The organism is Catellatospora sp. NPDC049609 (genome assembly GCF_040675365.1).
In the GTDB taxonomy this organism is placed as follows: Bacteria; Actinomycetota; Actinomycetes; order Mycobacteriales; family Micromonosporaceae; genus Catellatospora.
Genome location: NZ_JBFAOU010000013.1, coordinates 51,750 through 74,527 on the forward strand (window position 1 = coordinate 51,750; position 22,778 = coordinate 74,527).

Annotated in this window: 20 protein-coding genes; 9 read left to right on the top strand and 11 right to left on the bottom strand. The window is 72.5% G+C overall.

Annotation, left to right across the window (positions count from 1 at the left end):
* Window positions 1-25: 25 nt before the first annotated feature.
* Entirely contained in the window at window positions 26-2,911 is a 2,886-nt protein-coding gene (locus AB0J67_RS06210; protein ID WP_363476824.1) for a polysaccharide lyase family 8 super-sandwich domain-containing protein, read from the top strand.
* A 109-nt stretch (window positions 2,912-3,020) separates the two neighbouring features.
* On the opposite strand, the gene AB0J67_RS06215 is transcribed toward AB0J67_RS06210, so the two are convergent.
* Together AB0J67_RS06215 and AB0J67_RS06220 are read right to left on the bottom strand one after the other, a co-directional pair.
* Window positions 3,021-4,139, bottom strand: coding sequence for a hypothetical protein (locus AB0J67_RS06215; RefSeq protein ID WP_363476826.1), 1,119 nt, complete (start codon window positions 4,137-4,139; stop codon window positions 3,021-3,023).
* 6 nt (window positions 4,140-4,145) lie between these two features.
* Window positions 4,146-4,466: a PadR family transcriptional regulator gene (locus AB0J67_RS06220; RefSeq protein ID WP_363476828.1), complete on the bottom strand. Its 321-nt coding sequence runs from the start codon at window positions 4,464-4,466 to the stop codon at window positions 4,146-4,148.
* A gap of 113 nt (window positions 4,467-4,579) precedes the next feature.
* Here AB0J67_RS06220 and AB0J67_RS06225 point away from each other — a divergent pair, with 113 nt between their 5' ends.
* The gene (locus tag AB0J67_RS06225; protein ID WP_363476830.1) at window positions 4,580-5,239 is read left to right on the top strand and encodes a class I SAM-dependent methyltransferase; all 660 of its coding nucleotides are present in this window, start codon (window positions 4,580-4,582) and stop codon (window positions 5,237-5,239) included.
* A gap of 97 nt (window positions 5,240-5,336) precedes the next feature.
* Here AB0J67_RS06225 and AB0J67_RS06230 read toward each other — a convergent pair whose 3' ends face one another.
* On the bottom strand, window positions 5,337-6,125 hold the full coding sequence (locus AB0J67_RS06230; RefSeq protein WP_363476832.1) for a metalloregulator ArsR/SmtB family transcription factor: 789 nt from the start codon (window positions 6,123-6,125) through the stop codon (window positions 5,337-5,339).
* A 352-nt stretch (window positions 6,126-6,477) separates the two neighbouring features.
* Between AB0J67_RS06230 and AB0J67_RS06235 the strand changes: the two genes are divergently transcribed.
* Genes AB0J67_RS06235 through AB0J67_RS06245 form a run of 3 tightly spaced genes read left to right on the top strand, consistent with a single transcriptional unit; the run spans window position 6,478 to window position 9,726 of the window.
* Window positions 6,478-7,227 (top strand): hypothetical protein, encoded by a 750-nt coding sequence (locus AB0J67_RS06235; protein ID WP_363476834.1) that lies wholly within the window; start codon window positions 6,478-6,480, stop codon window positions 7,225-7,227.
* 8 nt (window positions 7,228-7,235) lie between these two features.
* The gene (locus AB0J67_RS06240) at window positions 7,236-8,519 is read left to right on the top strand and encodes a hypothetical protein (protein WP_363476836.1); all 1,284 of its coding nucleotides are present in this window, start codon (window positions 7,236-7,238) and stop codon (window positions 8,517-8,519) included.
* Entirely contained in the window at window positions 8,506-9,726 is a 1,221-nt protein-coding gene (locus AB0J67_RS06245; RefSeq protein ID WP_363476838.1) for an OmpA family protein, read from the top strand. The genes AB0J67_RS06240 and AB0J67_RS06245 overlap by 14 nt, the downstream gene beginning before the upstream one ends.
* Window positions 9,727-9,792: 66 nt before the next feature.
* Here AB0J67_RS06245 and AB0J67_RS06250 read toward each other — a convergent pair whose 3' ends face one another.
* The gene (locus AB0J67_RS06250; protein ID WP_363476840.1) at window positions 9,793-10,446 is read right to left on the bottom strand and encodes an NAD(P)H-dependent oxidoreductase; all 654 of its coding nucleotides are present in this window, start codon (window positions 10,444-10,446) and stop codon (window positions 9,793-9,795) included.
* A 295-nt stretch (window positions 10,447-10,741) separates the two neighbouring features.
* Between AB0J67_RS06250 and AB0J67_RS06255 the strand changes: the two genes are divergently transcribed.
* Entirely contained in the window at window positions 10,742-11,512 is a 771-nt protein-coding gene (locus AB0J67_RS06255; RefSeq protein ID WP_363476842.1) for an SDR family NAD(P)-dependent oxidoreductase, read from the top strand.
* A 10-nt stretch (window positions 11,513-11,522) separates the two neighbouring features.
* Here the strand turns inward: AB0J67_RS06255 and AB0J67_RS06260 are convergent, their stop codons facing one another.
* Complete coding sequence (locus AB0J67_RS06260; RefSeq protein ID WP_363476844.1) at window positions 11,523-12,083, bottom strand: M15 family metallopeptidase; 561 nt, start codon at window positions 12,081-12,083, stop codon at window positions 11,523-11,525.
* A gap of 186 nt (window positions 12,084-12,269) precedes the next feature.
* Window positions 12,270-13,352 (bottom strand): Gfo/Idh/MocA family oxidoreductase, encoded by a 1,083-nt coding sequence (locus AB0J67_RS06265; RefSeq protein ID WP_363476846.1) that lies wholly within the window; start codon window positions 13,350-13,352, stop codon window positions 12,270-12,272.
* A 368-nt stretch (window positions 13,353-13,720) separates the two neighbouring features.
* Here AB0J67_RS06265 and AB0J67_RS06270 point away from each other — a divergent pair, with 368 nt between their 5' ends.
* Window positions 13,721-14,377, top strand: a complete 657-nt coding sequence (locus AB0J67_RS06270; protein ID WP_363476848.1) for a response regulator transcription factor — start codon at window positions 13,721-13,723, stop codon at window positions 14,375-14,377.
* 4 nt (window positions 14,378-14,381) lie between these two features.
* On the top strand, window positions 14,382-15,767 hold the full coding sequence (locus AB0J67_RS06275) for a HAMP domain-containing sensor histidine kinase (protein WP_363476850.1): 1,386 nt from the start codon (window positions 14,382-14,384) through the stop codon (window positions 15,765-15,767).
* Between the two features lie 45 nt (window positions 15,768-15,812).
* Here the strand turns inward: AB0J67_RS06275 and AB0J67_RS06280 are convergent, their stop codons facing one another.
* From AB0J67_RS06280 to AB0J67_RS06300, 5 genes are all read right to left on the bottom strand, one after another.
* Window positions 15,813-16,733: a TAXI family TRAP transporter solute-binding subunit gene (locus AB0J67_RS06280; protein ID WP_363476852.1), complete on the bottom strand. Its 921-nt coding sequence runs from the start codon at window positions 16,731-16,733 to the stop codon at window positions 15,813-15,815.
* An 88-nt stretch (window positions 16,734-16,821) separates the two neighbouring features.
* Entirely contained in the window at window positions 16,822-17,484 is a 663-nt protein-coding gene (locus AB0J67_RS06285; RefSeq protein ID WP_363476854.1) for a hypothetical protein, read from the bottom strand.
* 259 nt (window positions 17,485-17,743) lie between these two features.
* On the bottom strand, window positions 17,744-19,150 hold the full coding sequence (locus AB0J67_RS06290; RefSeq protein WP_363476856.1) for an APC family permease: 1,407 nt from the start codon (window positions 19,148-19,150) through the stop codon (window positions 17,744-17,746).
* An 85-nt stretch (window positions 19,151-19,235) separates the two neighbouring features.
* Window positions 19,236-19,898 carry a TrkA family potassium uptake protein gene (locus AB0J67_RS06295; protein ID WP_363476859.1) on the bottom strand — a complete coding sequence of 221 codons (663 nt, stop codon included), beginning with the start codon at window positions 19,896-19,898 and terminating at the stop codon, window positions 19,236-19,238.
* Window positions 19,888-21,243, bottom strand: a complete 1,356-nt coding sequence (locus tag AB0J67_RS06300; RefSeq protein WP_363476861.1) for a potassium transporter TrkG — start codon at window positions 21,241-21,243, stop codon at window positions 19,888-19,890. The genes AB0J67_RS06295 and AB0J67_RS06300 overlap by 11 nt, the downstream gene beginning before the upstream one ends.
* A 130-nt stretch (window positions 21,244-21,373) precedes the next feature.
* Here AB0J67_RS06300 and sthA point away from each other — a divergent pair, with 130 nt between their 5' ends.
* Window positions 21,374-22,777, top strand: a complete 1,404-nt coding sequence (sthA, locus tag AB0J67_RS06305) for a Si-specific NAD(P)(+) transhydrogenase (RefSeq protein WP_363476863.1) — start codon at window positions 21,374-21,376, stop codon at window positions 22,775-22,777.
* Window position 22,778 lies beyond the last annotated feature (1 nt).

A 22,778-nucleotide genomic window follows, 5' to 3' on the forward strand; every position in this document is an offset into this window, starting at 1 on the left:
TGTAGCTCTGCCGTAAAGGACCGACATGAAGCTGTCCCGCCGTCACCTGCTGCAGGCCGGTGGCGCCACCGCACTCGGCACCCTCACCCTCCCGGCGCTCGCCGCCCCCGCGCATGCCGCGGACGAGTTCGACACGCTGCGCCTGCGCTACCGCGACTCGATCACCGGCACCGGGTTCGACCCCGCCGCGCAGCCGTTCGCCTCCCGCCTGGCCGCCATCGGCGACGTCGCCGCCGAGCGCCGCGCGGCGATGACCCCCGGCGCCGCGGCGCTCTGGCCCGACCTGCCGCTCGACGTCTCGTCCTCGGTCACCGGCAGCTACTCCCGGCTGCGCGCGATGGCCCTGGCCTGGGCCCTGCCCGGGACCGGCCTGACCGGCGACACCACCCTGCGCGGCGAGATCATCGCCGGGCTCGACCAACTGCACGCGGCCGTCTACAAGCCGTCCACCGCCTGGTTCGGCAACTGGTGGGACTGGAACATCGGCACCCCGCAGACGCTGCTGGACATCATGGCCCTGCTCTACGACCACCTCACCGCGACCCGGATCAGCAACTGGCTGGCCGCCGTGGACACCTTCGCCCCGGCGGTCGCGCCGCTGCTCAACGGCGGCGCGAGCACCGGGGCCAACCGCTCCGACGTGTGCCTGGTCATCGCCCGGCGCGGCATCGTCGGCAAGAACGCCACGAAGATCGCCGCCGCCCGCGACGGCCTCTCCCCGATCTTCGAGTACGTGCGCACCGGCGACGGCTACTACGAGGACGGCTCCTTCATCCAGCACGGCGTGGTGCCGTACGCGGGCACCTACGGCGCGGCGCTGCTGTCCGGCCTGTCCGGGCTGTTCGGGCTGCTGGCCGGCTCGACGTGGGCGGTGACCGACCCGCACCGGCAGATCGCGTTCGACGCGATGACCCGCTCCTGGGCGCCGTTCGTCTACAACGGACTGATCATGGACTGCGTCAGCGGGCGTGGGGTCAGCCGCGGCCTGTCCGTGGGCGACGCGCTCGGCGTCCAGGGCGACGACCACGTCCGCGGGCACGGCATCGTGGCGAACTTCGTCCGGATGGCCGACGCCGCATCCCCGGCCGAGGCCGCCGCCTGGCGGTCCATGGTCAAGGGCTGGATCCAGCGCGAATACTGGGGCAACCTCGCCGACGACCCGGTGCTGAGCCTGCCGTCGCTGGCGGCCTGCCTGGCGGTGCGCGACAACGCGTCGATCACCGCGGCGGCCGAGCCGGTGCACCACCGCCTGTTCCCGTCGCAGGACCAGGCCGTGCACCGCCGCGCGGGCTGGGCCGCGTCGATCGCCATGTGCTCCAAGCGCACCACGTTTTACGAGACCGGCAACGGCGAGCACCTCAAGGGCTGGCACACCAACAACGGGATGCTCTCCTACTGGGGCTCCACCTGGGGCAACGGGCAGTACTCCGACGCGTTCTGGCCGACCGTGGACCCGTACCGGCTGCCCGGCACGACGACGTCGAAGAAGGCGCTGGCCGACGGCGCGGGCGGCACCTGGGGCGCGCCCGACCCCGGCACGAGCTGGGTCGGCGGCGCGACCGACGGCACGTACGCGGCGCTCGGCCAGGACACCCGCGGGCTGCAGTCGACCCTGCAGGCGAAGAAGTCCTGGTTCTGTCTGGACGACAGCATCGTCTGCCTCGGCGCGGGCATCAGCAGCGCCGACGGCACCGCCGTCGAGACCATCGTGGACAACCGCAACCTCGGCGGCGGCACCGGCATCCAGCCGCTGGTCGTCGACGGCACCGCGCAGCCGACCACGATCGGCTGGTCGGCGACGCTGAGCGGCGTCGGCTGGGCGCACAACTCGTTCGCGGGCATCGTGTTCCCCGGCGGCGCCACCGTGAAGGCGCTGCGGGAGGCGCGCTCGGGCAGCTGGTCGCAGATCAACACCGGCGGCACCACCGAGGTGCTGACCCGCCGGTACCTGACGCTCTACGTCGACCACGGCGTGAACCCGTCGGCCGGGTCGTACCGCTACATCCTCATGCCCGGCGCGGACACCGCCGCCACCGCCGCACGGGCGGCCGCACCGACCGTCAGCGTGCTGGCCAACACCGCGAGCGTGCAGGCGATCAGCGACACCACCACCGGCGTCAGCGCGGCGAACTTCTTCGCCGCGGGCACCGCCGGGCCGATCACGGTCAGCGCGCCCTGCTCGGTGCTGATGCGCGAGTCCGGCGGGCAGCTCAAGGTGTCCGTGGCCGACCCGACCCGGGCCGCGACCACGATCACCGTCACCATCGCCCGCGGCGGCTACGCCACCGCGTCCGGCGACGGCCGGATCAGCGTCACCGGCCTCAACCCGATCACGCTGGTCGTCGAGGTCGGCGGCGCACTGGGCGCCAGCCGCACCATCACCTTCGGCACCGGCGGCGCGGTCACCGGCGGGCAGCACGTGTCGCTGCCGCCCACCGCCGACGCGTACGTCCGCGACGGCGGCTACGCCACCGCCAACTACGGCGCCGACAGCACCCTGGTGGTCAAGAACGACGGCACCGGGTACGCCCGCAGGTCGTACCTCAAGTTCGACCTCACCTCGCTGCCCGCCGCGCCGAAACGGGCCGTGCTCTGGGTCAGCGGCAACACCGCCGACTCCGTCGGCACGCACACCACCATCTCCGCGTACGCCGTCAGCGCCGACGGCTGGACGGAGAACGCGGTCACCTGGAACACCGCACCGGCACTCGGCGCGTTGCTGTCCACCGCGCCGCTGTGCCAGGTCGCCGACTGGATCCCGCTCGACGTGACCGCGTTCGTGCAGGCCCAGCACGCGGGCGACAGGGTCGCCACGATCGCCCTCTGGCAGGCCGCGCTCGGCCGGGCGACGCAGCTCAACAGCCGCACCAACACCACCCGCCCGCCGTTCCTGCAGGTCGTCACCGGCTGACGGCCGCCGCCCGATCGAGGCTCCGCCCGCACGGGCGGTGCCTCGATCACGGCGCGGGCCGGGCAGGCTGCTCGCGACGCCGTGCATCGCGCTGCGGGTGACCGCTCCGTCAGACCGCGGCCACCCGCTGCGGTTCACGACGGCGCGACGGCAGCGCCGCGAGCGCGAGACCGAGCAGCGCGGCGGCGCACCCCGCGGCCAGGAAGAGCGAGAACGTCGGCTGCCCGAGCCACTCCCACAGCGGGTGCCAGCTCGGGTGCGGCTCGCCCAGGTGGTGATTGACCATGAACGGCGCGACGTACAGCACGGGCGGCCACCACAGCGTCATGGTGATGCCGAACAGCACGTTCACCACCACGCGGACCGGATGCGGGGCCTGCGCGCGGCGGCTGGCCCAGCCGAACACCAGCCACCCGGCGACCGCGCCGAGCAGCCCCCCGACGATGCCGGCCGGCAGCACGGCCGCCGGGGTGGTCCGGCTCAGGCTCACGGACAGGAACGTGCTGTCGGCGTACTGCTGCGGCATGAGCTCCACCGCCATCGTCGTGTCGCCGCGCTCGGCGAACAGCCTGGTGTCCTGCGGGATCACGGTCGGGTCGCACGGCGGCCCGGCACAGCTGTAGAGGTCGTGGTGGGTCACCCCGTACACCGTCCAGCCGCTGTCCCGCAGCCGCTGCTCGATCGCGGCGGCCAGCTGCGCGACCGGCACCGTGGACGCGCCGTTGCGGCTCGCCGTCGTGGCGCTCAGCGCGTACTCGTTGCCGTCGCCGAACAGCAGCGAGTCGAGCATCTTCAGGCTCAGCTGCTCGCCGTACATGGTGAACAGGCCGCTCGGGACGTAGATGCCGTCCACCGCCTGGCCGGGCATGATCTCGGCCAGGACCGCGGCGGCCTCGGCCTGGTCCGGCATCGGCCGCGACGTCTCCCAGGCGAGCCGGGTGGCCAGCGAAGCCGTGAACAGCCCGCAGATGACCGCGGCGAGCGCCGCCCACACGACGACCGAGCGGCTGCGCGGCCGGCCCAGCCGGGCACGCATGCCGTGTCCGATCAGGTTGGCGGCCTCGCGCGCGCTCGGCCGGGTGCGGCCCGGCGGCGCGGCCTCCAGCAGCGTGGCGACCAGCTCCTCGCCGCGCTCGCGGCGCCAGGCGCGGGGATAGCACAGCAGCAGCCGCCGGTAGCGGCGCGCCAGCGGGTCGGGTGTCACCGGCATGGTCTGCCTCTCGGACATGGCCGCTCAGGCCGTGCGGGGTCGCAAGGTGCGCAGCCGGGTCTCGGCGGCGGCGGTGAGCTCGCGCAGGCGGGCGGTTTCGGCCTCCAGGGCCGTGACGCCACGCGGGGTGAGCCGGTAGTAGCGGCGCAGGCGCCCGTCGACGGTCTCCTCGCGGTCGATCTCGACGAGTCCCTCGGCGGCCAGCCGGTCCAGTGCGGTGTAGAGGGTGCCGGGCAGCAGCGACGTGCGACCGCCGGACAGCTCCGCGACGTCCTGGATGATCCCGTAGCCGTACCGCGGGCCGGCGGCCAGGGCGGTCAGGATCAGGAAGGTGGGCTCACGCATCGGCGGCGGCATGCGACGACCATAGTCAAATGATCAATACATGTCAACGACGCCCGTCGCTGCCCCGATCGGCGGGGCCGCCGAGCGCCGCACCGGGCCCTAGGATGGCGCGAATGACCGAGCCCTCCTTCCTCACCACCGCCCGCGCCGCCTACGACACGATCGCCGACGCCTACGTCAAGGCCTTCGAGGACGAGTGGGACCGGGTGCCCATCGATCGCGCGATGATGACGGCCTTCGCCGACCTCGTCCGCGCGGACGGCGGTGGCGAGGTGCTCGACGTCGGCTCCGGCCCCGGCGAGACCACCGCGTACCTGCACAGCCAGGGTCTCGACGTGCGCGGGCTGGACCTCTCCCCCGCCATGCTGGCGCACGCCCGGCGGTCCCATCCGGAGCTGCGCTTCGACGAGGGCACCATGACCGAGCTGAAGGTCCCCGACGGCTCACTCGCCGGGATCAGCGCCGTGTACTGCGTGATCCACATTCCGGACGAGGAGCTCCCGGCGCTGTTCGCCGAGTTCCGGCGGGCGCTGCGGCCGGGCGGGCACCTGCTGCTCATCTTCATGAACCTCGACGAGCACATCCTGCGCACCGAGGCGTTCGGGCTCACCTTCCAGCTGAACTACTACATGCGCACGCCGGGCCGGATGACCGAGTACCTGGAAGCGGCCGGTTTCGACGTGCACGCGCAGGCCACCCGCAAGACCCAGCCGGGCGAGAACCTCCCCCGCGCCATGCTGCTGGCCAGGAACGGCACCCTCGTGACGCAGTGACGGCATCGCATCGAGGGCCGCTCAGCCGGCCGGCCGGTCCCGCCGTCGCCTGAGGTCGGGGCGGAACGCCCAGGAGGCGCGGATGGCCGCCGTCTGCTCAGGCGGCGGTCTCCGCCATGGTGCGCCCGGTCTCCAGCAGGGTCTTCAGGTCCGACAGCAGGTGCGGCCAGCCCTGGCTGACCATGCCGGGCAGGGCGCTGCCGGGTGCGAAGCCGTCGTGCACCACGGTCAGCTTGACCAGGTCGCCGACGGGTTCGAGGTCGAAGGTGACCTTCGAGCGCGGCTCGGCGGCCAGCTGCGCCCGCAGCTCCTCGTCGAGGTCGACCGACTTGGCGAACTCGGGCGTGAACGTGTGCCAGCTGTAGGACAGCCGCCGGTAGGGCTCGGCCTCCAGCACGACCTGCTCGGGGTCGGCCATGACCACGCCGTGCCGCTGCCAGGTCATGGTCGAACCGGGCTGCCAGTCGGTGTCGAAGGTGACCTCCCAGTAGCGCGCGGTGAACGCCGGGTCGGTGATGGCCTGCCAGAGCTTCTCGGGTGTGGTGCGGATGTAGCTGGTGTAGACGAACTCGTCCATGGGTTGCTGCTCCAATGCCGTCTTGAGGTCCGCGAGCGCCTGCACCCGCCCGCGGTGGTAGCGGTCGATCCAGCGGTCGGCGATGGCGTTGATCGGCTCGGCGTTGAGGAAGTGCAGCTTCTCCCGGCCCCGCCACACGGTGGTGACCAGGTTCGCCGCCTCCAGCACCGCCAGGTGCTTGCTCACCGACTGCCGCGCCATGTCCAGCCCCGCGCACAGCTCGCGCAGGGTCTGGCCGTTGCGGGAGTTGAGGCCGTCCAGCAGCGCGCGGCGGCTCGGATCCGCCAGCGCCTTGAACACGTCGTCCATCGCCGTCCCAACATGCAGCCGCCCGGCTGCCTGTTACTACGATAGGCAGCCGGACGGCTGCATGTCAATCGGGCCGCGGCCCGCCGCGTGCTGTCCGTCAGGTAGGCGATGTGCGCCACGCCCGGCCGGACAACACGGCCGGACCGGCCGACCGCCGCACCCCTACCGATGACGAGGAGCGATGAACGTTCGTCCACATAGGACATCATCGACCCACCCCGAACTGCCACAACGTCGATGAGTCCTGACCGGTCAGTGATTACCCGCAGGTGGGGGCCGTGCCAGCCTTATGGGCGCGACGGCGGGGCCGAGATCGCCGGCGCCGCGGCGCACATCTTCAGGGGGAGCATGAATGTCCAGACGTGACACATCCGCAGCCGGCACCTCGCTGGAGCGCGCGGAACGCGCCAGGCCCCTGCCCGACTCGCCGTACGGCGGCTTCAAGCGGCGCAAGGACCGTTTCCACGGCTGGTGGGACGGGCGGCTCGGGCGGCCGGACGTCGAGTCCGACGACCTCAAGACCGCCTACTGGCGCGGCCTGGAGAACCTGGCGCTGAAGATGTACCAGCAGGAACGGGTCGCCTTCCAGGAGGAGTTCGGCCCCGCGCTGCGACGCGCCGCCGCCGCGAAGACCGAGTTCCAGCAGTGCCGCGACGCCCTGCCCGGCCTGCACCGGGTGGTCGAGGTCGCCGAGGCCGAGCTCAACGACGAGAAGCTGCGCCAGGACAAGCTCCGGGAGTCACGCGGCGACGCCACTCCCGACGACGTGCTCGCCCGCAGCCGGGCGCTGCGCCGGCACCGCGACGAGCTGGAGCAGGCGTCCGGCGCGTTCCAGGCGGTCCGCCAGCGCGGCGACCTGCTCGAGATCGAGATCAAGGAACTCGAGGTGCGGATCCGGCTCGGCATGGAGCGCGCCCAGGCACGGGCCGACCTCGCCTGGCGGCACGTCTCCGAACGCATCAACGTGTACCGCCAGTCGCTGTGCCGGTCCCACGAGTACGGCGACGACATCGACGCGCGGCTGGGCGACATGGCCGCACCTCCCGCCTTCACCGGCGGCTCGCCCGACGATCCCGCTCACGCCCCCTCGAACAGGAGCTGAGGCACGACATGGCAGCCAACGACACCTACGGCCCGGCCGGCGGACAGTACGGCTCGCTCCGGCCGCCCGACCGCGCGGCCCTGCTCGCGGAAGTCGAGCAGGAGATCAGGCAGATGAAGGCGGTCGACGGCGGCACCGGCAACGTACTCGACGCCACCGTCGACGCGAAGGCCGCCGGCTGGGACCACGACATCGACGTGGAGTACAAGCGCCAGCTCCAGCTGGCCAAGGACGAGCTGGCCACGCTCGCCCCGGCCGCGGCCGCGCAGCAGCGGCTGGTGGACGACGCCACCGCCGAGCACGCCGCCGCCCGCCAGCAGCACGACAAGGCCCACCGGGAGGCGGTGGACCCGTCGTCGCGCAGCTACGGCCCGGCCGTGCCGCCGAAGGCGCGCCACAGCCAGGACACCGACCTCGCTCTCGCGCAACCGGCGCCCACCACCGCGCTGACCCCCCATGACCCGGCCGTGGCGGCCCGGATCCCCCGGCGCAGCGCCCGGCGCGGGTACGGCCCCGGCCGCGTCGACGGGATCTCCCTCGGCGACCTGATGCACTACGGCGTGCTGACGCTGGCCGCGCTCGCCGACTTCGTCGCGTTCTACCAGGTGCTCGCGCTCGTCCTCGGCACGATCCCCGAGCTGCTGTACGCCGCGGTGCTCGCGGTCACGGCCATCGCGCTGGTCCTGATGCACAAGGCCGGCACGACGTTCCGCGACTTCGTCGCGCGCCACCACCCGGGCGGGGACCTCTGGATCGTCGTCGTCTGCGTCCTCGGCTGGGCGCTGCTCGGCGCCGGCGCGTACTGGCTGCGGCTGACCGTGCAGGACGACGACGGGGCGAGCACCTCGCTGCTCAACTTCGGCGGCGTGCAGCTCGGCGAGGAGGACACCTCCACGGCCACCAAGGCGCTGGTGTTCCTGATCGTCTTCGTCACCACCGGGGTGCTGGCGATGGTCGGGGCGTACCTGGCGCACCACCCGTACACCGCGGCCTACCGGGCCGCCCGGCGCACGCTGCGACGCCGGACCCGGCGGCTGCGCAGGGTCTCCGCCCGCGCCGCGAAGGTGCTCGCGCGGGAGAGCACGCTCAAGGAGCGGCTGGAGTCGGAGAAGGACACCGCCGAGGGGCACCGCGGGCAGCGCCGGGCGCTGGCCTGCGAGCTGAAGACGCACGCGCGGACCCAGATCGCCAAGCGGCTGCGCGACCCCGAGGAGCTGCAGTACCTGCTGAACCAGCCGATCCCGGGTTGCGCCGGGCGGACCGCGGAGAGGACGTCGGATGCCAACGCCTGACCGTATCCGCCCCGCACGGATCCTGGCCCGTGCCGCGTCGCTGGCCGTGCTGCTCGCCGCCGCGCTGTCGGCGGGCGCCTGCGCCGAGAGCTGCTGCCCGCCGGAGGTCGAGTTCGCGGCCCTGCCCGGCTGCCTGGAGCAGGGCGGGCAGCTCGCGCTCGCGGTCGGCGCACGCGCCAACCAGCCGGCCCCGGTGCTGCCGGGCGAGGTGCAGACCCTGCTGCAGCGGGCCGCGTACGACGGCAACCGGATCAGCGTGTTCCGCGTCGACGGCGACCCCAAGCCCGCGGGCGACGCCACGTTCAGCACCAACGCTCAGAACAATCTGCGCTGGCGCAAGGACCTGGAGAACTTCCAGCGGAACGTCACCCAGGCGATCGGCGCGGTGAAGGCGGAGAAGCCCGAGGCCAACCCGCTGGAGGCGCTGGCCCGGGCGAGCGAGGCGGCGGGCGGCGACGGCACGGTCGTGCTGCTCGACTCGGGGCTGCAGACGCTGCCCCCGCTCGACTTCCGGCAGGACGGGATGCTCGACGCCGATCCGGTGGAGCTGGTCGACTTCCTGGAGAAGGAGGGGCAGCTGCCGCACCTGGAGGGCCGGGCCATGGTCCTGGTGGGCATCGGCACGACCGCCGAGCCGCAGCAGTCGCTGGACACCTCCCGCCGCGACAACCTGCTGGAGATCTGGCGCGAGATCGGCAAGCGGGCCGGAGCCCGGTGCGTCGAGGCGTTCGCCACGTCCCAGCAGGCACCGGCGGCGGCCGGGCTGCCCGCCGTGGGCGCCGTGGCCGTCCCGCCGCCGCCGAACCCGCCCACCTCGTGCACGACCGTCAGCCTCCGCGACGCCGGCCGGGTCAAGTTCCGCCCGAACACCGCGGAGTTCCTCGACGAGCAGGAGGCCGCGGCCGAGCTGAAGACCTACGCCGACACGGTGACGGCGAAGAAATACCAGGTCAAGCTGACCGGCACCACCTCGTCGGCGGGCGAGAACCGCAACACCGACAACAAGCGGCAACTGTCGCTCGACCGCGCGGAGGCGGTCAAGCGCATCCTCGTCGGGCACGGCGTGGCCGCGTCGGACATCGAGACGTTCGGGGTCGGCATGGACTTCACCGGTTTCGTCAAGGACCGCGACGGCGACGGTGCCCTCGTGCCGCAGCTCGCCGCCCGCAACCGGCAGGTGATCCTGGAACTTACCGGCTGCCGGTAGGCGTGCCCCGGACCGCCGGGACCGGCCGCGCACCTCGGCCGGTCCCGGCTCAGCCGGGTGGATCGCTCAGGCCGCCGCGCCGGCCGGCTGCACCAGGAAGCCGCCGCCGAGCTCCCGAGCCTGCGCGAGGGCCTCGCCCAGGGCCGCTTCCCGCTGGTGCGGGGTGATGTCCATGGGCTGGGCGTGGATGAACCGGATGTCGGTGATCCCCACGAACCCGAAGATCGCCCGCAGGTAGGGCTCCTGGAAGTCGTACGGGTGCAGGAAGCTGCCCGGCGAGTAGTCGGCGCCCCGGGCGGTGACGCACACCATCCGCTTGCCGGTGACCATCGGCACGACCTGCCCGGTCTCGTCGTACCGGAAGAGGTAGCCGGGCTGCACGATGCAGTCGATGTAGTACTTCAGCGCGTACGGCACGCCGAAGTTCCACATCGGCGCGGTGATCAGATACGCGTCGGCCGAGACGAAGTGCTCGATCAGCGACTCGATCTGCTGCCACGACTCCTGGTGGCCCCGGTCGATCGGCCGCCCGACCATGAGCGAGTACTTCGCTTCGAGGTTGTCGCCCGCGACCGCGGGAAGGTCGTGCCGGTAGAGATCCACGACGTCGACCTCGACGTCACCCGACTGCTCCGCCAGGCCTTTCAGAAACGCTTCCGAAACACGAAGTGAATGCGATTCGGAACCACGGGGCGTGGCGACGATGTGCAGGATGCGCATGGCGTTCCTTCATCGGAGGAATGAGGGATCCAATGTAGGCACAACCTGGGCCGCCGATGCCGATGTGTCGGATTCCGGCGATCGATCGGGTGAATAGGAGAGGTCAAGGGACGACAATTCACGGCACTGCCGGAATCACCGCCTTGCGGTTAAGGCCGGGACCGGTGCGATGGCGTGTGATTCGAAGCGATTCCCGCTGCCGTACCCCGATACGGCCGGTAATCCGGGACTCGGACGGCAATTGCCCGAGCCGGTGCCGCGCGGCGTAGGTTTGTCGGAGATCAAGGAGGTACGCATGAAGAGCGTCTTCGTCACCGGCTCCGCCGCCGGCATCGGCCTGCAGACGGCACGCGACCTGCTCGCCGCCGGCCATCGGGTGGTGCTGCACGCCCGCGACGAGCAACGCGCCGCGCAGGTCCGCGCCGCGGTGCCCACCGCCGCCGCCGTGGTCGTCGGCGACGTGTCGTCCCTGGCCCAGACCAGGTCGCTCGCGGCCGCCGCGAACGAGCACGGCCCGTACGACACGATCGTCCACAATGTCGGCATCGGCAGCGCGGCCGAGCGCGCGGTGACCGAGGACGGCATCGAGCGCATCCTCGCGGTCAACGTCCTGGCGCCGTACCTGCTGACCGCGCTGATGCCGCTGCCGGAGCGGCTGGTCTACCTGACCTCCGGGCTGGAGTCGGGCGGCCGGGCGGACTTCGCCGACCTGCAGTTCGAGCGCAAGCCGTGGCGTGGCATGCAGGCCTACAGCGACTCCAAGCTGCACGACGTGACGCTGGCGTTCGCGGTGGCGCGGCTGTTCCCCGCGGTGCTGAGCAACGCCGTCGACCCGGGCTGGATCAAGACGCGGATGGGCGGCCCCGGCGCCCCCGACGAGCTGCCGGAGGGCGCCGAGACGCAGGTCTGGCTGGCCACCGCCGATGCCGCCGAGGTCGGCTTCAGCGGCCGCTACCTCAAGCGGCGGCAGAGCCTGCGCGCCAACCCGGCCGCCTACGACGTGACCGTGCAGGACCGGCTGCTGGCCGCCTGCGCGCAGCTGACCGGCGAGAAGTTCCCGGCCTGACCACCCACGGTCAGTCCGCGGACGCGTCGGGCAGCTGGGGCGGGCAGGGCCGGCCGGGACGGGTCGTCAGCTCGTAGTGCCAGATCTCGTTGGCGTAGACCTGGCACAGGCCGTACGCGGCGCCGTGCCGCTGCAGCCACCGGTCCGCCTCGGGCGGTCCGGCGTCGATCGCGTCGCCGGTCACGTGGGTGGACCGGTCGGGTTCGTTGACGCGCCTGCGCGCCTGTTCGGCGCCGTAGGACGCGACGGCGTCGTCCAGCAGGTGCTGCTGGTAGCGGCGGCTGCGCCAACCAGAGTTGATCACGATGGTGACGCCGTCGCGCCGGGCGTGGGCGGCTGCCTTCTGGATCGCGGCGAGCAGCGCGGGGTCGAGGTTGGCCAGCGCGGGGCGGTCGGTGTCGAACGGCGACACCGGCTCGCTCAGGTAGCCGTCCTCGGCGGTGAGGGTGCCGGCGGGCGACGGGCCGGTCTGCGCGAAGGCCGCGTACGCGGGCAACGCCAGCAGGACCGTGGCGGCGGCACTGACACCCGCCCGCCAGGACAGCGACGGGCGCGGGGATGGGCAGGTCATCGAAGCTCCTCTCCTGGTCGACCGCATCGGTTCGCGGTGACCCGGGAGGGCTCACTTCATCACGCAACGTGTTATCGGGACGTGAGCCGATCGCCACACATCCCGTTAACACCGGCCATCACGCCGCACAGCACCACCGGATACCCGATAAGCCGCTATTGGGGCAGGCCGGACGCCGTCTGCCGCTCAGGCCTGCCAGGGCTCGGCGCCGACCTCGACCACCGCGCCGGTGCGCGCGGACTCGTCGATGGCGAGGCTGATCAGGTGGTCCTGGCAGGCCTGCGCCAGCGGGTACGGCGCCGGGCCCCGCTCGCGTACCCACTCGCCGGTGGCCTGCAGGATCGTGGCGATGGCGATCTCCTCATCGGACAGCCGCGCGCCCGCGTAGGGGTTGGTGTAGACCACCGATCCGTCGAAGGCGATGTGGTCCAGGTCGAAGCCCTCCAGGTTGAGGTCGCGACCGGTCTGCCGGCGGCGCAGCTCGGACTCCACGAAGGTGCGGGTGCCCTGCAGGCGCACCACCCGGTCGTCGACCAGCTCGCCGAGGCTGCCGCGCACCACGATGCGGCGGCTGCGCAGCGGGTTCCACCACTGGTTGTCGGTGAAGTCGTACAGGCCGCTCGGCCCGCCGAAGTCGATGGTGGCCAGGGTGTTCGTCGCCGGGCGCGGGGTGGCGTCGTCGCGCCAGCCGGCCGGGGTCAGTGGGTCGGCCAGCGGTGCGGTGAAGGTGCGCGCGTGCACGCTCGCCGGGCCCATGCCGACGCCGAGCATGCCGCGCAGCATCGACACCGCGTGGTAGCCGTGGGTCGACGACACCTGCGCCGAGGTCCGCTCGCCGATGGCGCCACCACGCAGCACCGCCAGCCGGGCCGCGTGGTCGGGCAGCAGCAGGTACTGCTCGGCGACCTGCACCTTGCCGGTCTTGCCGACCTGCTCCCACAGCCGCCGCAGCCCGGCGAGGTCGGGCGCGGGCGGGGTCTCCGACAGCACGGGCATGCCGCGCTCGCACAGCGCCTCGACCAGGCCCGGGTTGACACCCCACGGCACGGAGGTGATGACGTACTCGGGGTCGCCGGTGCGCAGCAGTCCGTCGAGATCCTGGGTGACCGGCAGCCGCCAGCGGCCGGCCACCTCGGCGGCGGCCTCGGGCGACCGGGTCATCACCCCGGTCACCGCGAACCGCTCGGGCATCAGCTCGGCCAGCTTGAAGAAGAACTGCGCGCGCCACCCGCGCCCGACCACCGCGTACCGCACCGGGTTGTGAGTCACCGCAGTACCGTACGCCAGCGGTGGGCGGCTCCGTGAGCTGCCGGGTGTCGGGCGGGCGGCACACCGGGACCCGCCCGGCCACCCGGCAGGAGCGCCGGTCACCGCCCCGCCCCACCGACGGGCCTGGGGCGGTGACCGGCGGCACGCCGGCGGCCTTCTCCCCCAGCCGACCGGGCGTGCCGTACGCGGCGGCGCGAGCAGGCCGCCGCGCGCCTGAATGATTAGGAAACTTTCTTAAAGGCGAGACCGAGTCAACCACCGGTGATGATCCAAGTCAAGGCATCCGTCGATGCGCCGAGGGGCAGGTGGTGGCCGCGTGCGGGCATGCCGCATCATCGAAGGCCGCGAGGCACGGAAGGAGGCACGGCATGCGGATCCTGCTGGTCGAGGACGACCTGCGAGTCGCCACGGCGATGACCGCCGCGCTGACCCGCCGCGGGTACGACGTCGAGCACGCCGCCACCGCGGCCGCCGCCCTGTCCGCCGCCCCCTGCGACCTCGCCCTGCTCGACCTGTCCCTGCCCGACGGCGACGGCCTGGACGTGTGCCGGCAGCTGCGGGCGCGCAGCCCTCACCTGGGCATCATCGCGGTCACCGCCCGCGGCGAGGAGCGCGACCGGGTCACCGGGCTGCGCGTCGGCGCCGACGACTACGTGGTCAAGCCGTTCTCCATGGTCGAGCTGCAGGCGCGCATCGAGGCGGTGCTGCGCCGCGCGGCGTACGCCTCCCCCGAGCTGATGGTGATCGTGGCCGGCCGGGTGCGCATCGACGTGCCCGCCCGCGCGGTCACCGTGGACGGCAACGACGTCGCGCTCACCCGCAAGGAGTTCGACATCCTGCTGTCACTGGCCCGCCACCCCGGGCTGGTCATCACCCGCGACCGCATCCTGCTCGACGCCTGGCAGACGACCTGGGTCGCCAAGCACACCGTCGAGGTGCACGTCGGATCGCTGCGCGGCAAGCTCGGCGACCCCCGCCTCATCGAGTCCGTACGCGGCGTCGGCTACCGCCTGCGCACCGAGTAGCGCCGTGCGCCGCCGCCTCGCCGCCAGCTACCTGCTGCTGATGACGCTCGTCCTGCTGGCGTTGGAGATCCCGCTCGCGGTCACCCTGGCCAGCCGCGAGTCCGACCTCGTCCGCGCCGACCGGCTGGCCGACGCCACCCGCTTCGCCGCCCTGGCCCGCCCCGGCCTGCGCACCGACAGCATCGGCACGGTCCGCGACGAGCTCACCCGCTACGACGAGCTCTACGGCATCGGGGCGGCCGTGCTCGACCGCGACAAGCAGACGTTCACCAGCTCGGCCAGCTACCGCCTCGATCCGGCGCGCCGGGACGCGGCCATGCGCGCCGCGGTCGCCGGCCAGCAGTACAGCTCCACCGAGTCGGTGCTGCCGTGGAGCGCCGAGCCGATCGTGGTCGCGGTGCCGGTCAACGACAACGGCGAGGTGCTCGGCATGGTCGTCATCGTGTCGCCGAGCGGCCGGGTGCGCGACACGGTCGCGTTCTGGTGGCTGGCGCTGGGCGGCATCGGGCTGCTCGCCGCGCTGGCCGCTGTGCTGACCGCGCGCAGCCTCGCCAACTGGGTGCTGCGGCCGGTCACCGTGCTCGACGCGATGACCCACGAGGTCGCCGCCGGCGACAGCGGCACCCGCATCGCCGACCGGGCCGGCCCGCCCGAGCTGCGCCGGCTCACCCGCAGTTTCAACGACATGGCGTACGCGGTGGCCGACGCGATGGAGCGGCAGCGCGCGTTCGTCGCCCACGCCAGCCACCAGCTGCGCAACCCGCTGACCGCGCTGCGGCTGCGGGTCGAGGAGCTCGGCCCGAGCCTGGCCGACGAGGACGGCCGCGCCGAGCACCGGCTCGCGCTGGAGGAGACCGACCGGCTGGCCACGGTGCTCGACGGCCTGCTCACCCTGGCCCGCGCCGAACGCGGCCGGCACCGGCTCATCACCGTCGACGCGGTCACGGTGGCGCAGGCCCGGGTCGCCGCGTGGAAGCCGCTGGCGCGGCACACCGGGACCACGCTGACACTGCGTGCCGCGAGCGCGGTCGTCCTGATGCAGGCCGTGCCCACCGCGCTGGACCAGGCGCTGGACGCGCTGATCGACAACGCGGTCAAGTTCAGCGGGCCCGGTGGGAAGGTCGAGGTCGAGGTGGGCCCGGCCGACGGCGGCGGGGTGGCCGTGCACGTGCGCGACGACGGGCCGGGCATGACCGACGAGCAGCTCGGGCAGGCCACCGAGCGCTTCTGGCGGGCGCCGCACGCCCAGAACATCGACGGCTCCGGCCTGGGCCTGACCATCGTCGCGGTGCTCGTCGACGCTTCCGGCGGACGGCTGACCATGAGCCGCGTGGGCGAGCGCGGCCTCGACGCGCGGGTGTGGTTCCGCGACCACGACGCCGCCCCGTGAGCATCGGCCTCGGCGACCCGCGGCTCCGCCGCTATGAAGCCTCGGCTAGGGCTTGATGGACTGGTAGTAGCGGGCGGCGCCGGGGTGCAGCGGCAGTGGCGCGGTCGAGATCGCCGACTGCGGATTCATCCGGCCCGCGGCCGGGTGGGCCACCCCGAGCTCGTCGCGGTGCTCCATCAGCAGCCGGGTCAGCTCGAACACCAGGTCCTCGTGCAGATCCGCGCTGACCACGAGATAGTTCGGGTCCGCGACGGTGCTGATCGGGTCGAGTCCGTACACCGAGAACGGGACGTCGCGGCTGACGTAGACCTGGCTGTAGCGCACCCGCAGCGCATCGGTCCACTCGCCCAGCTCCACCAGGCGGATCGGCAGGTCGTGCACGAGCTGCTCGACGGCCCGGACGGGCGGGCCGCCGGAGAAGAAGAACGCGTCGATCCCGCCGTCGCGCAGCGCGGCCGCGGACGCGTCCAGGCCGAGCTGGCTCACCGTGACCTTGCCGGTCAGCTCCGCCACGTCCAGCAGGCGGTTGGCGGTGATCACGGTGCCCGAGCGGGGCGCGCCCACCGACACCCGCCGGCCCGCGAGGTCGGCGAGGGTGCGGACCGGGCCGTCCGAGCGGGTCACCAGGTGCAGCAGGTCGTCGTAGACCCGGGCCACCGCCATGACCTTGTTGCCGGTCGAGGGCAGGATGTCGGCCTGGGTGAAGCCGAGCTGCGCCCGGCCGTCGCCGACCAGCTGCACATTCTCCGCCGACGCGGTCGTGACCTGGACGTCGGTCCGCACGTGCGGCAGCTCGCGCTCGACGATCTTGGAGAACGCCTGCCCGAAGACGAAGTACACGCCGGTCTGGCTGCCGGTCGCGACGGTCAGCCGCACGGGGGCGGGCGCCGGCTCGCTGCACCCGCCCACGCCGAACAGCACCGCCACGACCAGCGCGGCGGCCGTCGACACGCGCAGCCGGATCACGCGCCAGAAACTACCCGACCGGGCCTGAACTCGCCCTACGCGATCCGGCCGAGCCGGATTACGGTGCGCGCCCGATCGCCGCCGGTGGTCAGGCGGGCAGGGCGCCGGCGCCGTGCAGGACGCGGTGCGCGGCGGGGCCGGGCACGCTGACCAGGAAGCTGCCCGCCTGCGGGGACAGCGAGGCCTGCGCGCCGAGCAGGTACGCGCCGCGGATGAGCACGGTGGCCAGGTCCTGGTCGGTGACGCGTACGCCGAGGATGTGCTTGCGCATGTGGCGCCCGGCCGACAGCAGCACGGCCCGCCAGGCGGCCCCGGCCAGCCGCAACCGCTCGGCGTGCGCGGGCGCGGACTGCCCGACCGCGGCGGTGCTGAGCACGCCGGCCCGGCCCTGGCGCCAGGCCGCCGCGGTGAGCTCGGCGTACGCGGCGCGGTGGTCGCCGGGCACGCTGACGCGGTGCAGCCGGTAGCGGCGGCGCAGCCCGGCCTCGGCGGTCTCGTGCGCGTGCGGCAGGTCCAGCGCGCGCATCAGCTGGCCCATGCGGCGGGCGGCGGCCTCGCCGTTGAACTCGACCATCCCCGCCGGCATGAGCGGCCGGCGGGGATGGCCCACCCGCACCCCCCCGTTCGGTGTCAGCGAGGTCGCCCGGACCAGGCAGGCCAGCTCGAACGCGTCCTCCAGCCGGGCGCGGTCGAGCCGGGCGGCCGGCTCGCACGCGGGGGCGGCGGGCAGCAGGTCGATGGTGGCCCACATGGCTGGCTCCCGTCGTCGACGTCATGGTGCGGTGGAACAGGCCGCCATCGTGCGGGGGCGGGGCGTGTTCCGTGGGTGTACCCACGGTGAGGGGTTCGCGCGCCCGCGCGGAATATCTGCGGCGCAGCCTTGAGGAAAACTTGCGCATGCGGCCCGCACGACGCCCGGGACGGGACGGGCCGCCTCGGCCCAGGCTCTGGACGCCGACCACGCCACCGGGTTCCGGTCGCCCGCAGGTCGTCGGCGGTGGTCCTCGGGCTCAGACGGAGTCCTCCAGCGGCGGGGGCCCGGCCGCGGAGCCGTCGCGGGGCGGCAGGTGCCGGATGACCAGCCGGTTCAGCGCCCACAGCGCGACACCGCCCAGCAGCAGCCAGAACGCGAGCAGGTAGATCCCGGCCTCGCGCACGAACGGGAGCAGGAACACCGCCGACACGATCGCGCCGAGCACGGGCACGATCGTGGGCGCGTGGAAGTGCCGGTGCGCGACGTGGTCGCGGCGCAGCACCAGCGCGGCGATGTTGACCAGCAGGAACACCGCGGTGAGCAGCAGCACCGTGGTGTCGGACAGGTTGGTCAGGTCGCTCACCGTCACCAGCAGCAGGATCGACAGGGCCGTGGTGAAGACGATCGCGATCCACGGCGTACGCCGCGGCGACAGCACCGCGAAGGGCCGGGGCAGCACGTCGCGCCGGGCCATGCCGTAGAGCAGCCGGGACGCCATCAGCATGTTGATCAGCATGGTGTTCGAGACGGCGATCATGGAGATCGCCGAGAAGACCCGGGACACGGGCAGGTCGGGCGCGCCGATGCGCACCACCTCCAGCAGCGGCCCGCTCGACTTCGTCAGCACGTCCAGCGGCACCACCATGGCCGCGGTGAAGGCCACGAGCAGGTAGATGATCCCGGCGGCGAGCAGACCGGTGATCATGGCGGGCGGGAAGTTGCGCGGCGGGTCGTTGGTCTCCTCGGCCAGGTTCACCGAGTCCTCGAAGCCGAGGAAGGCGTAGAAGGCCGTCGCCGCGCCCGCCATGATGCCGGTGAAGACGCCGAAGCCCTGGCCGGCGAAGTCGAACGCCGCCGCCGGGTCGCCGGAGCCCTTGGCCAGCACGCTGGCCCCGACCCCGATGATGAACAGCAGGCCGGACAGCTCGATGCAGGTGATGACGATGTTCACCTTGATCGACTCGGAGATGCCCCAGTAGTTGACCGCGGCCACCAGCAGGATCGCCAGGATGCCGATCAGCACCATGGGCGGGTCCACCACGCCGGTCAGGCCGGTGAAGTAGCGCCCGCCGACCCGGGTCGCCGCGAAGCTCGCCGAGGTCACCCCCGAGGCCATGATCGCGAAGGTGACGAGGAAGCTCAAAAACTTGATCTTGTAGGCCCGGTCGCAGTACAGCGCGCCGCCCGCCGCCTGCGGGTACTTCGTGACCAGCTCCATGTAGGCGAAGGCGGTCAGGAACGCCAGCACGAACGCCACCAGGAACGACGCCCAGATCGCGCCGCCGACGTCCGCGCCGACCTGGCCGGTCAGCGAGTAGATGCCGGCGCCGAGGATGTCGCCCAGGATGAAGAAGATCAGCATGGGCCGGGTGATGACCCGTTTCAGCGCATGCGGGTCGTCATGCGGCGTCTGGGGCGCGGGGACGGACACGTCGGCGCTCATCGGCTGCCTCCCGGGACCGAGCGGCCGACCCGGCCGCTGCTCTTCATCCTCCCTTTTTCCCGGGCCCCGGATGATCAAAACGCCGCTACGGCAGCTCCGCGAACCGCTCCACCCGGTCCACCGGCCCGGCGACCACGATGATGTCGCCGTACTGCAGCACCGTGTCCGCGGCGGCGTAGGTGAACTCGTGGCCCTGCGTCTTCACGCACACGATGGTCACCCCGTGCTTGCGCCGCAGCCGGGACTCCCCCAGCGGCACGCCCACGTACTCGTGCGGCGGGCGCGTCTTGACCAGCGCGAAGTTGGAGTCGATCTCCATGTAGTCGAGCATCCGGCCGGACACCAGGTGCGCGACCCGCTCGCCCATGTCGTGCTCGGGCAGCACGATGTGCTTGGCCCCGATGCGCTCCAGGATGCGGCCGTGCTGGCGGCTGACCGCCTTGGCCCAGATGTCGGCGACCTCCAGTTCCACCAGCAGCGAGGTGGTCAGGATGCTGGCCTCCAGGTCGCTGCCGATGGCCACCACGCCCCGGCTGAACTCGCCGACGCCCAGCTGGCGCAGCGCCTCCAGGTCGGTGGAGTCGGCCGCCACCACGTGCGTGAGCTGGCCGGACAGGCTCTGCACCACCTTCGGGCGGTTGTCGATGGCCAGCACCTCGGTGCCCCGGCGCATCAGCTCGATCGCCAGCGAGCTGCCGAACCGGCCCAGGCCGATGACGACGACGGGATCGTTGCGTTCAGCCGACAAGGAGACGCTCCTCGGGTAGCTCGTAATGACGGGTCTTCGCACGCAGCGCGAGCGCCGTGCCCAGGGTCAGCGGGCCGACGCGGCCCACGAACATGAGCACGGCCAGCAGCGCGTGGCTGGCGGCGTTCAGCTCCGGCGTGATGCCGGTGGACACGCCCACCGTGGCGAAGGCGGAGATGACCTCGAACAGCACCTGGTCCAGCCGGTGCGGGTTGAGCACCAGCAGCAGGTACGTCGACCCGGCCACGGTGCCCACGCCCACCAGGGCGATGGTCAGCGCCTGGCGCTGCAGCTGCGCCGGCACCCGGCGGCGGCCGACGTTGACCGACGGCTCGCCCCGCAGCTCGGCCCAGATGACGTACGCCAGCAGCCCGAACGTGGTGACCTTGATGCCGCCCGCGGTGCCCGCGCTGCCGCCGCCGATGAACATCAGCGCGTCGTAGGTCAGCCAGCTCGACGGGTACATCGCGGCGATGTCGATCGAGTTGAACCCGCCGCTGCGCGGCATCACCGCCGCGAAGAACGCGTTGAGCAGCTGGTCGGCCCCGGACATCGGGCCGAGCGTGCGCGGGTTGCGCCCCTCGGTGGCCAGCAGCAGGACGGTGCCCAGCACCAGCAGCACCACGGTCAGCGTGAGCGTGATCCGGGTCAGCACCGACCAGCGGCTGGGCCGGCGCCAGCCGTGGCGCAGCTCGAAGATCACCGGGAAGCCGAGCCCGCCGATGATCACCGCCGCGGCCAGGGTCAGGCAGATCCACGGGTCGGAGTTGAACCGCACCACGCTGTCGGGCCACAGCGCGAACCCGGCGTTGTTGAACGCCGAGATCGAGTGGAACGCCCCGAGATACAGCGAGCGCCCCGGCGGCTCGCCATACCCGATCATGAAACGGGCCCCGAGCAGCAGCGCGATGACCGCCTCCGTGCCCAGGCTCAGGATCACCACGTTGCGCACCACGCGCCGCAGGTCGGTCATCTGCAGCGTCTTCGTCTCGACCTGCACCAGCATGCGGGCGCGCAGGCCCATCCGGCCCGACAGCGCCACCGCGAACAGCGTCGCCATGGTCATGATGCCCAGGCCACCGGCCTGCACCAGCACCATGATGATCAGCTCACCGGCGGTGGACCAGTGGGTCTCGCTGTCGACCAGGACCAGCCCGGTCAGGCACACCGCCGACGTGGCCGTGAACAGCGCGTCGAGGAACCGCGCCGGCTCCCCCGACTCGGTGGCCACCGGCAGCGACAGCAGCCCGGTGCCGGCGAGCACGGCAGCGGCGAACCCGCCGACGATCACCTGCGTCGGGTGGTGAAACTGATCGAGGATGACCGTCGAGACGCTCCTGCGCACGTCGGCGACCATACCAACCCGCGGCCCGCGCCGTGATCCACGGGAACGTGAGGTTTCGTCCACATCGACGGCCGACCGGGCGCCGTTCGGGGGTCACCGGCGCTGGCGCGGCCATGCCAAGGTGGGCGTCATGCGTGATGTGGACGTCCTCGTCATCGGATCCGGGCCCGGCGGGCAGAAGGCCGCCATCGCCGCCGCCAAGCTGGGCCGCCGCGCCGCCGTCATCGAGCGCGGCGACATGATCGGCGGCGTCAGCGTCAACACCGGCACCATCCCGTCCAAGACCCTGCGCGAGGCCGTCGTCTACCTCACCGGCCTGAGCCAGCGCGAGCTCTACGGCCAGAGCTACCGGCTGAAAGAGGACATCACGGTCGGCGACCTGACCGCCCGCACCCACCACGTGATCAGCCGCGAGGTCGACGTGGTCCGCGGCCAGCTCGCCCGCAACGGCGTACGCCTGCACGCCGGGACCGCGCGCTTCCTCGACCCGCACACCGTGCTCGTGGCCGGTGAGCGCGGCCGCGACTTCACGGTCACCGCCGACAACATCGTCATCGCCGCGGGCAGCCGCCCCGCCCGGCCCTCCACCGTCGAGTTCGACGACCTGACCATCGTCGACTCCGACGGCATCCTCAAGCTCGACCGGGTCCCCCGCTCCATGGTCGTGGTCGGCGCGGGCGTCATCGGCATCGAGTACGCCTCCATGTTCGCCGCGCTGGGCACCAAGGTGACCGTGGTGGAGAAGCGCGCCCGGATGCTGGAGTTCTGCGACCTGGAGGTCGTCGAGGCGCTCAAGTACCACCTGCGCGACCTCGCGGTGACGTTCCGGTTCAGCGAGGCCGTCGCCCGGGTCGAGAAGCACGCCCGCGGCGCGATCGCGGTGCTGGAGAGCGGCAAGACCATCGCCGCCGACACCGTGATGTACTCCGCCGGCCGCCAGGGCATGGGCGACACCCTCGACCTGCCCGCCGCCGGGCTGTCCGCCGACGACCGCGGCCGCATCGCCGTCGACGAGCACTTCCGCACCGCCGTGCCGCACATCTACGCCGTCGGCGACATCATCGGCTTCCCCGCGCTGGCCGCCACCTCCATGGAGCAGGGCCGGCTGGCCGCGCACCACGCCTGCGGCGAGCCGGTGGGCACGATCTCCGCGCTGCAGCCGATCGGCATCTACACCATCCCCGAGATCAGCTACGTGGGCCGCACCGAGGACGAGCTGACCGACCAGAGCGTGCCGTTCGAGGTCGGCGTATCGCGCTACCGCGAGCTCGCGCGCGGCCAGATCATCGGCGACACGCACGGCGTGCTCAAGATCCTGGTGTCGCCGGAGGACCGCAGACTGCTCGGCGTGCACGTGTTCGGCACCGGCGCCACCGAGCTGCTCCACATCGGGCAGTCCGTGATGGGCTGCGGCGGCACCGTCGACTACCTGGTCGAGGCGGTGTTCAACTACCCCACGCTGGCCGAGTCGTACAAGGTCGCCGCGCTCGACGCCACCAACAAGATGCGCCACATCGCGAGCCTGCGAGACTGAC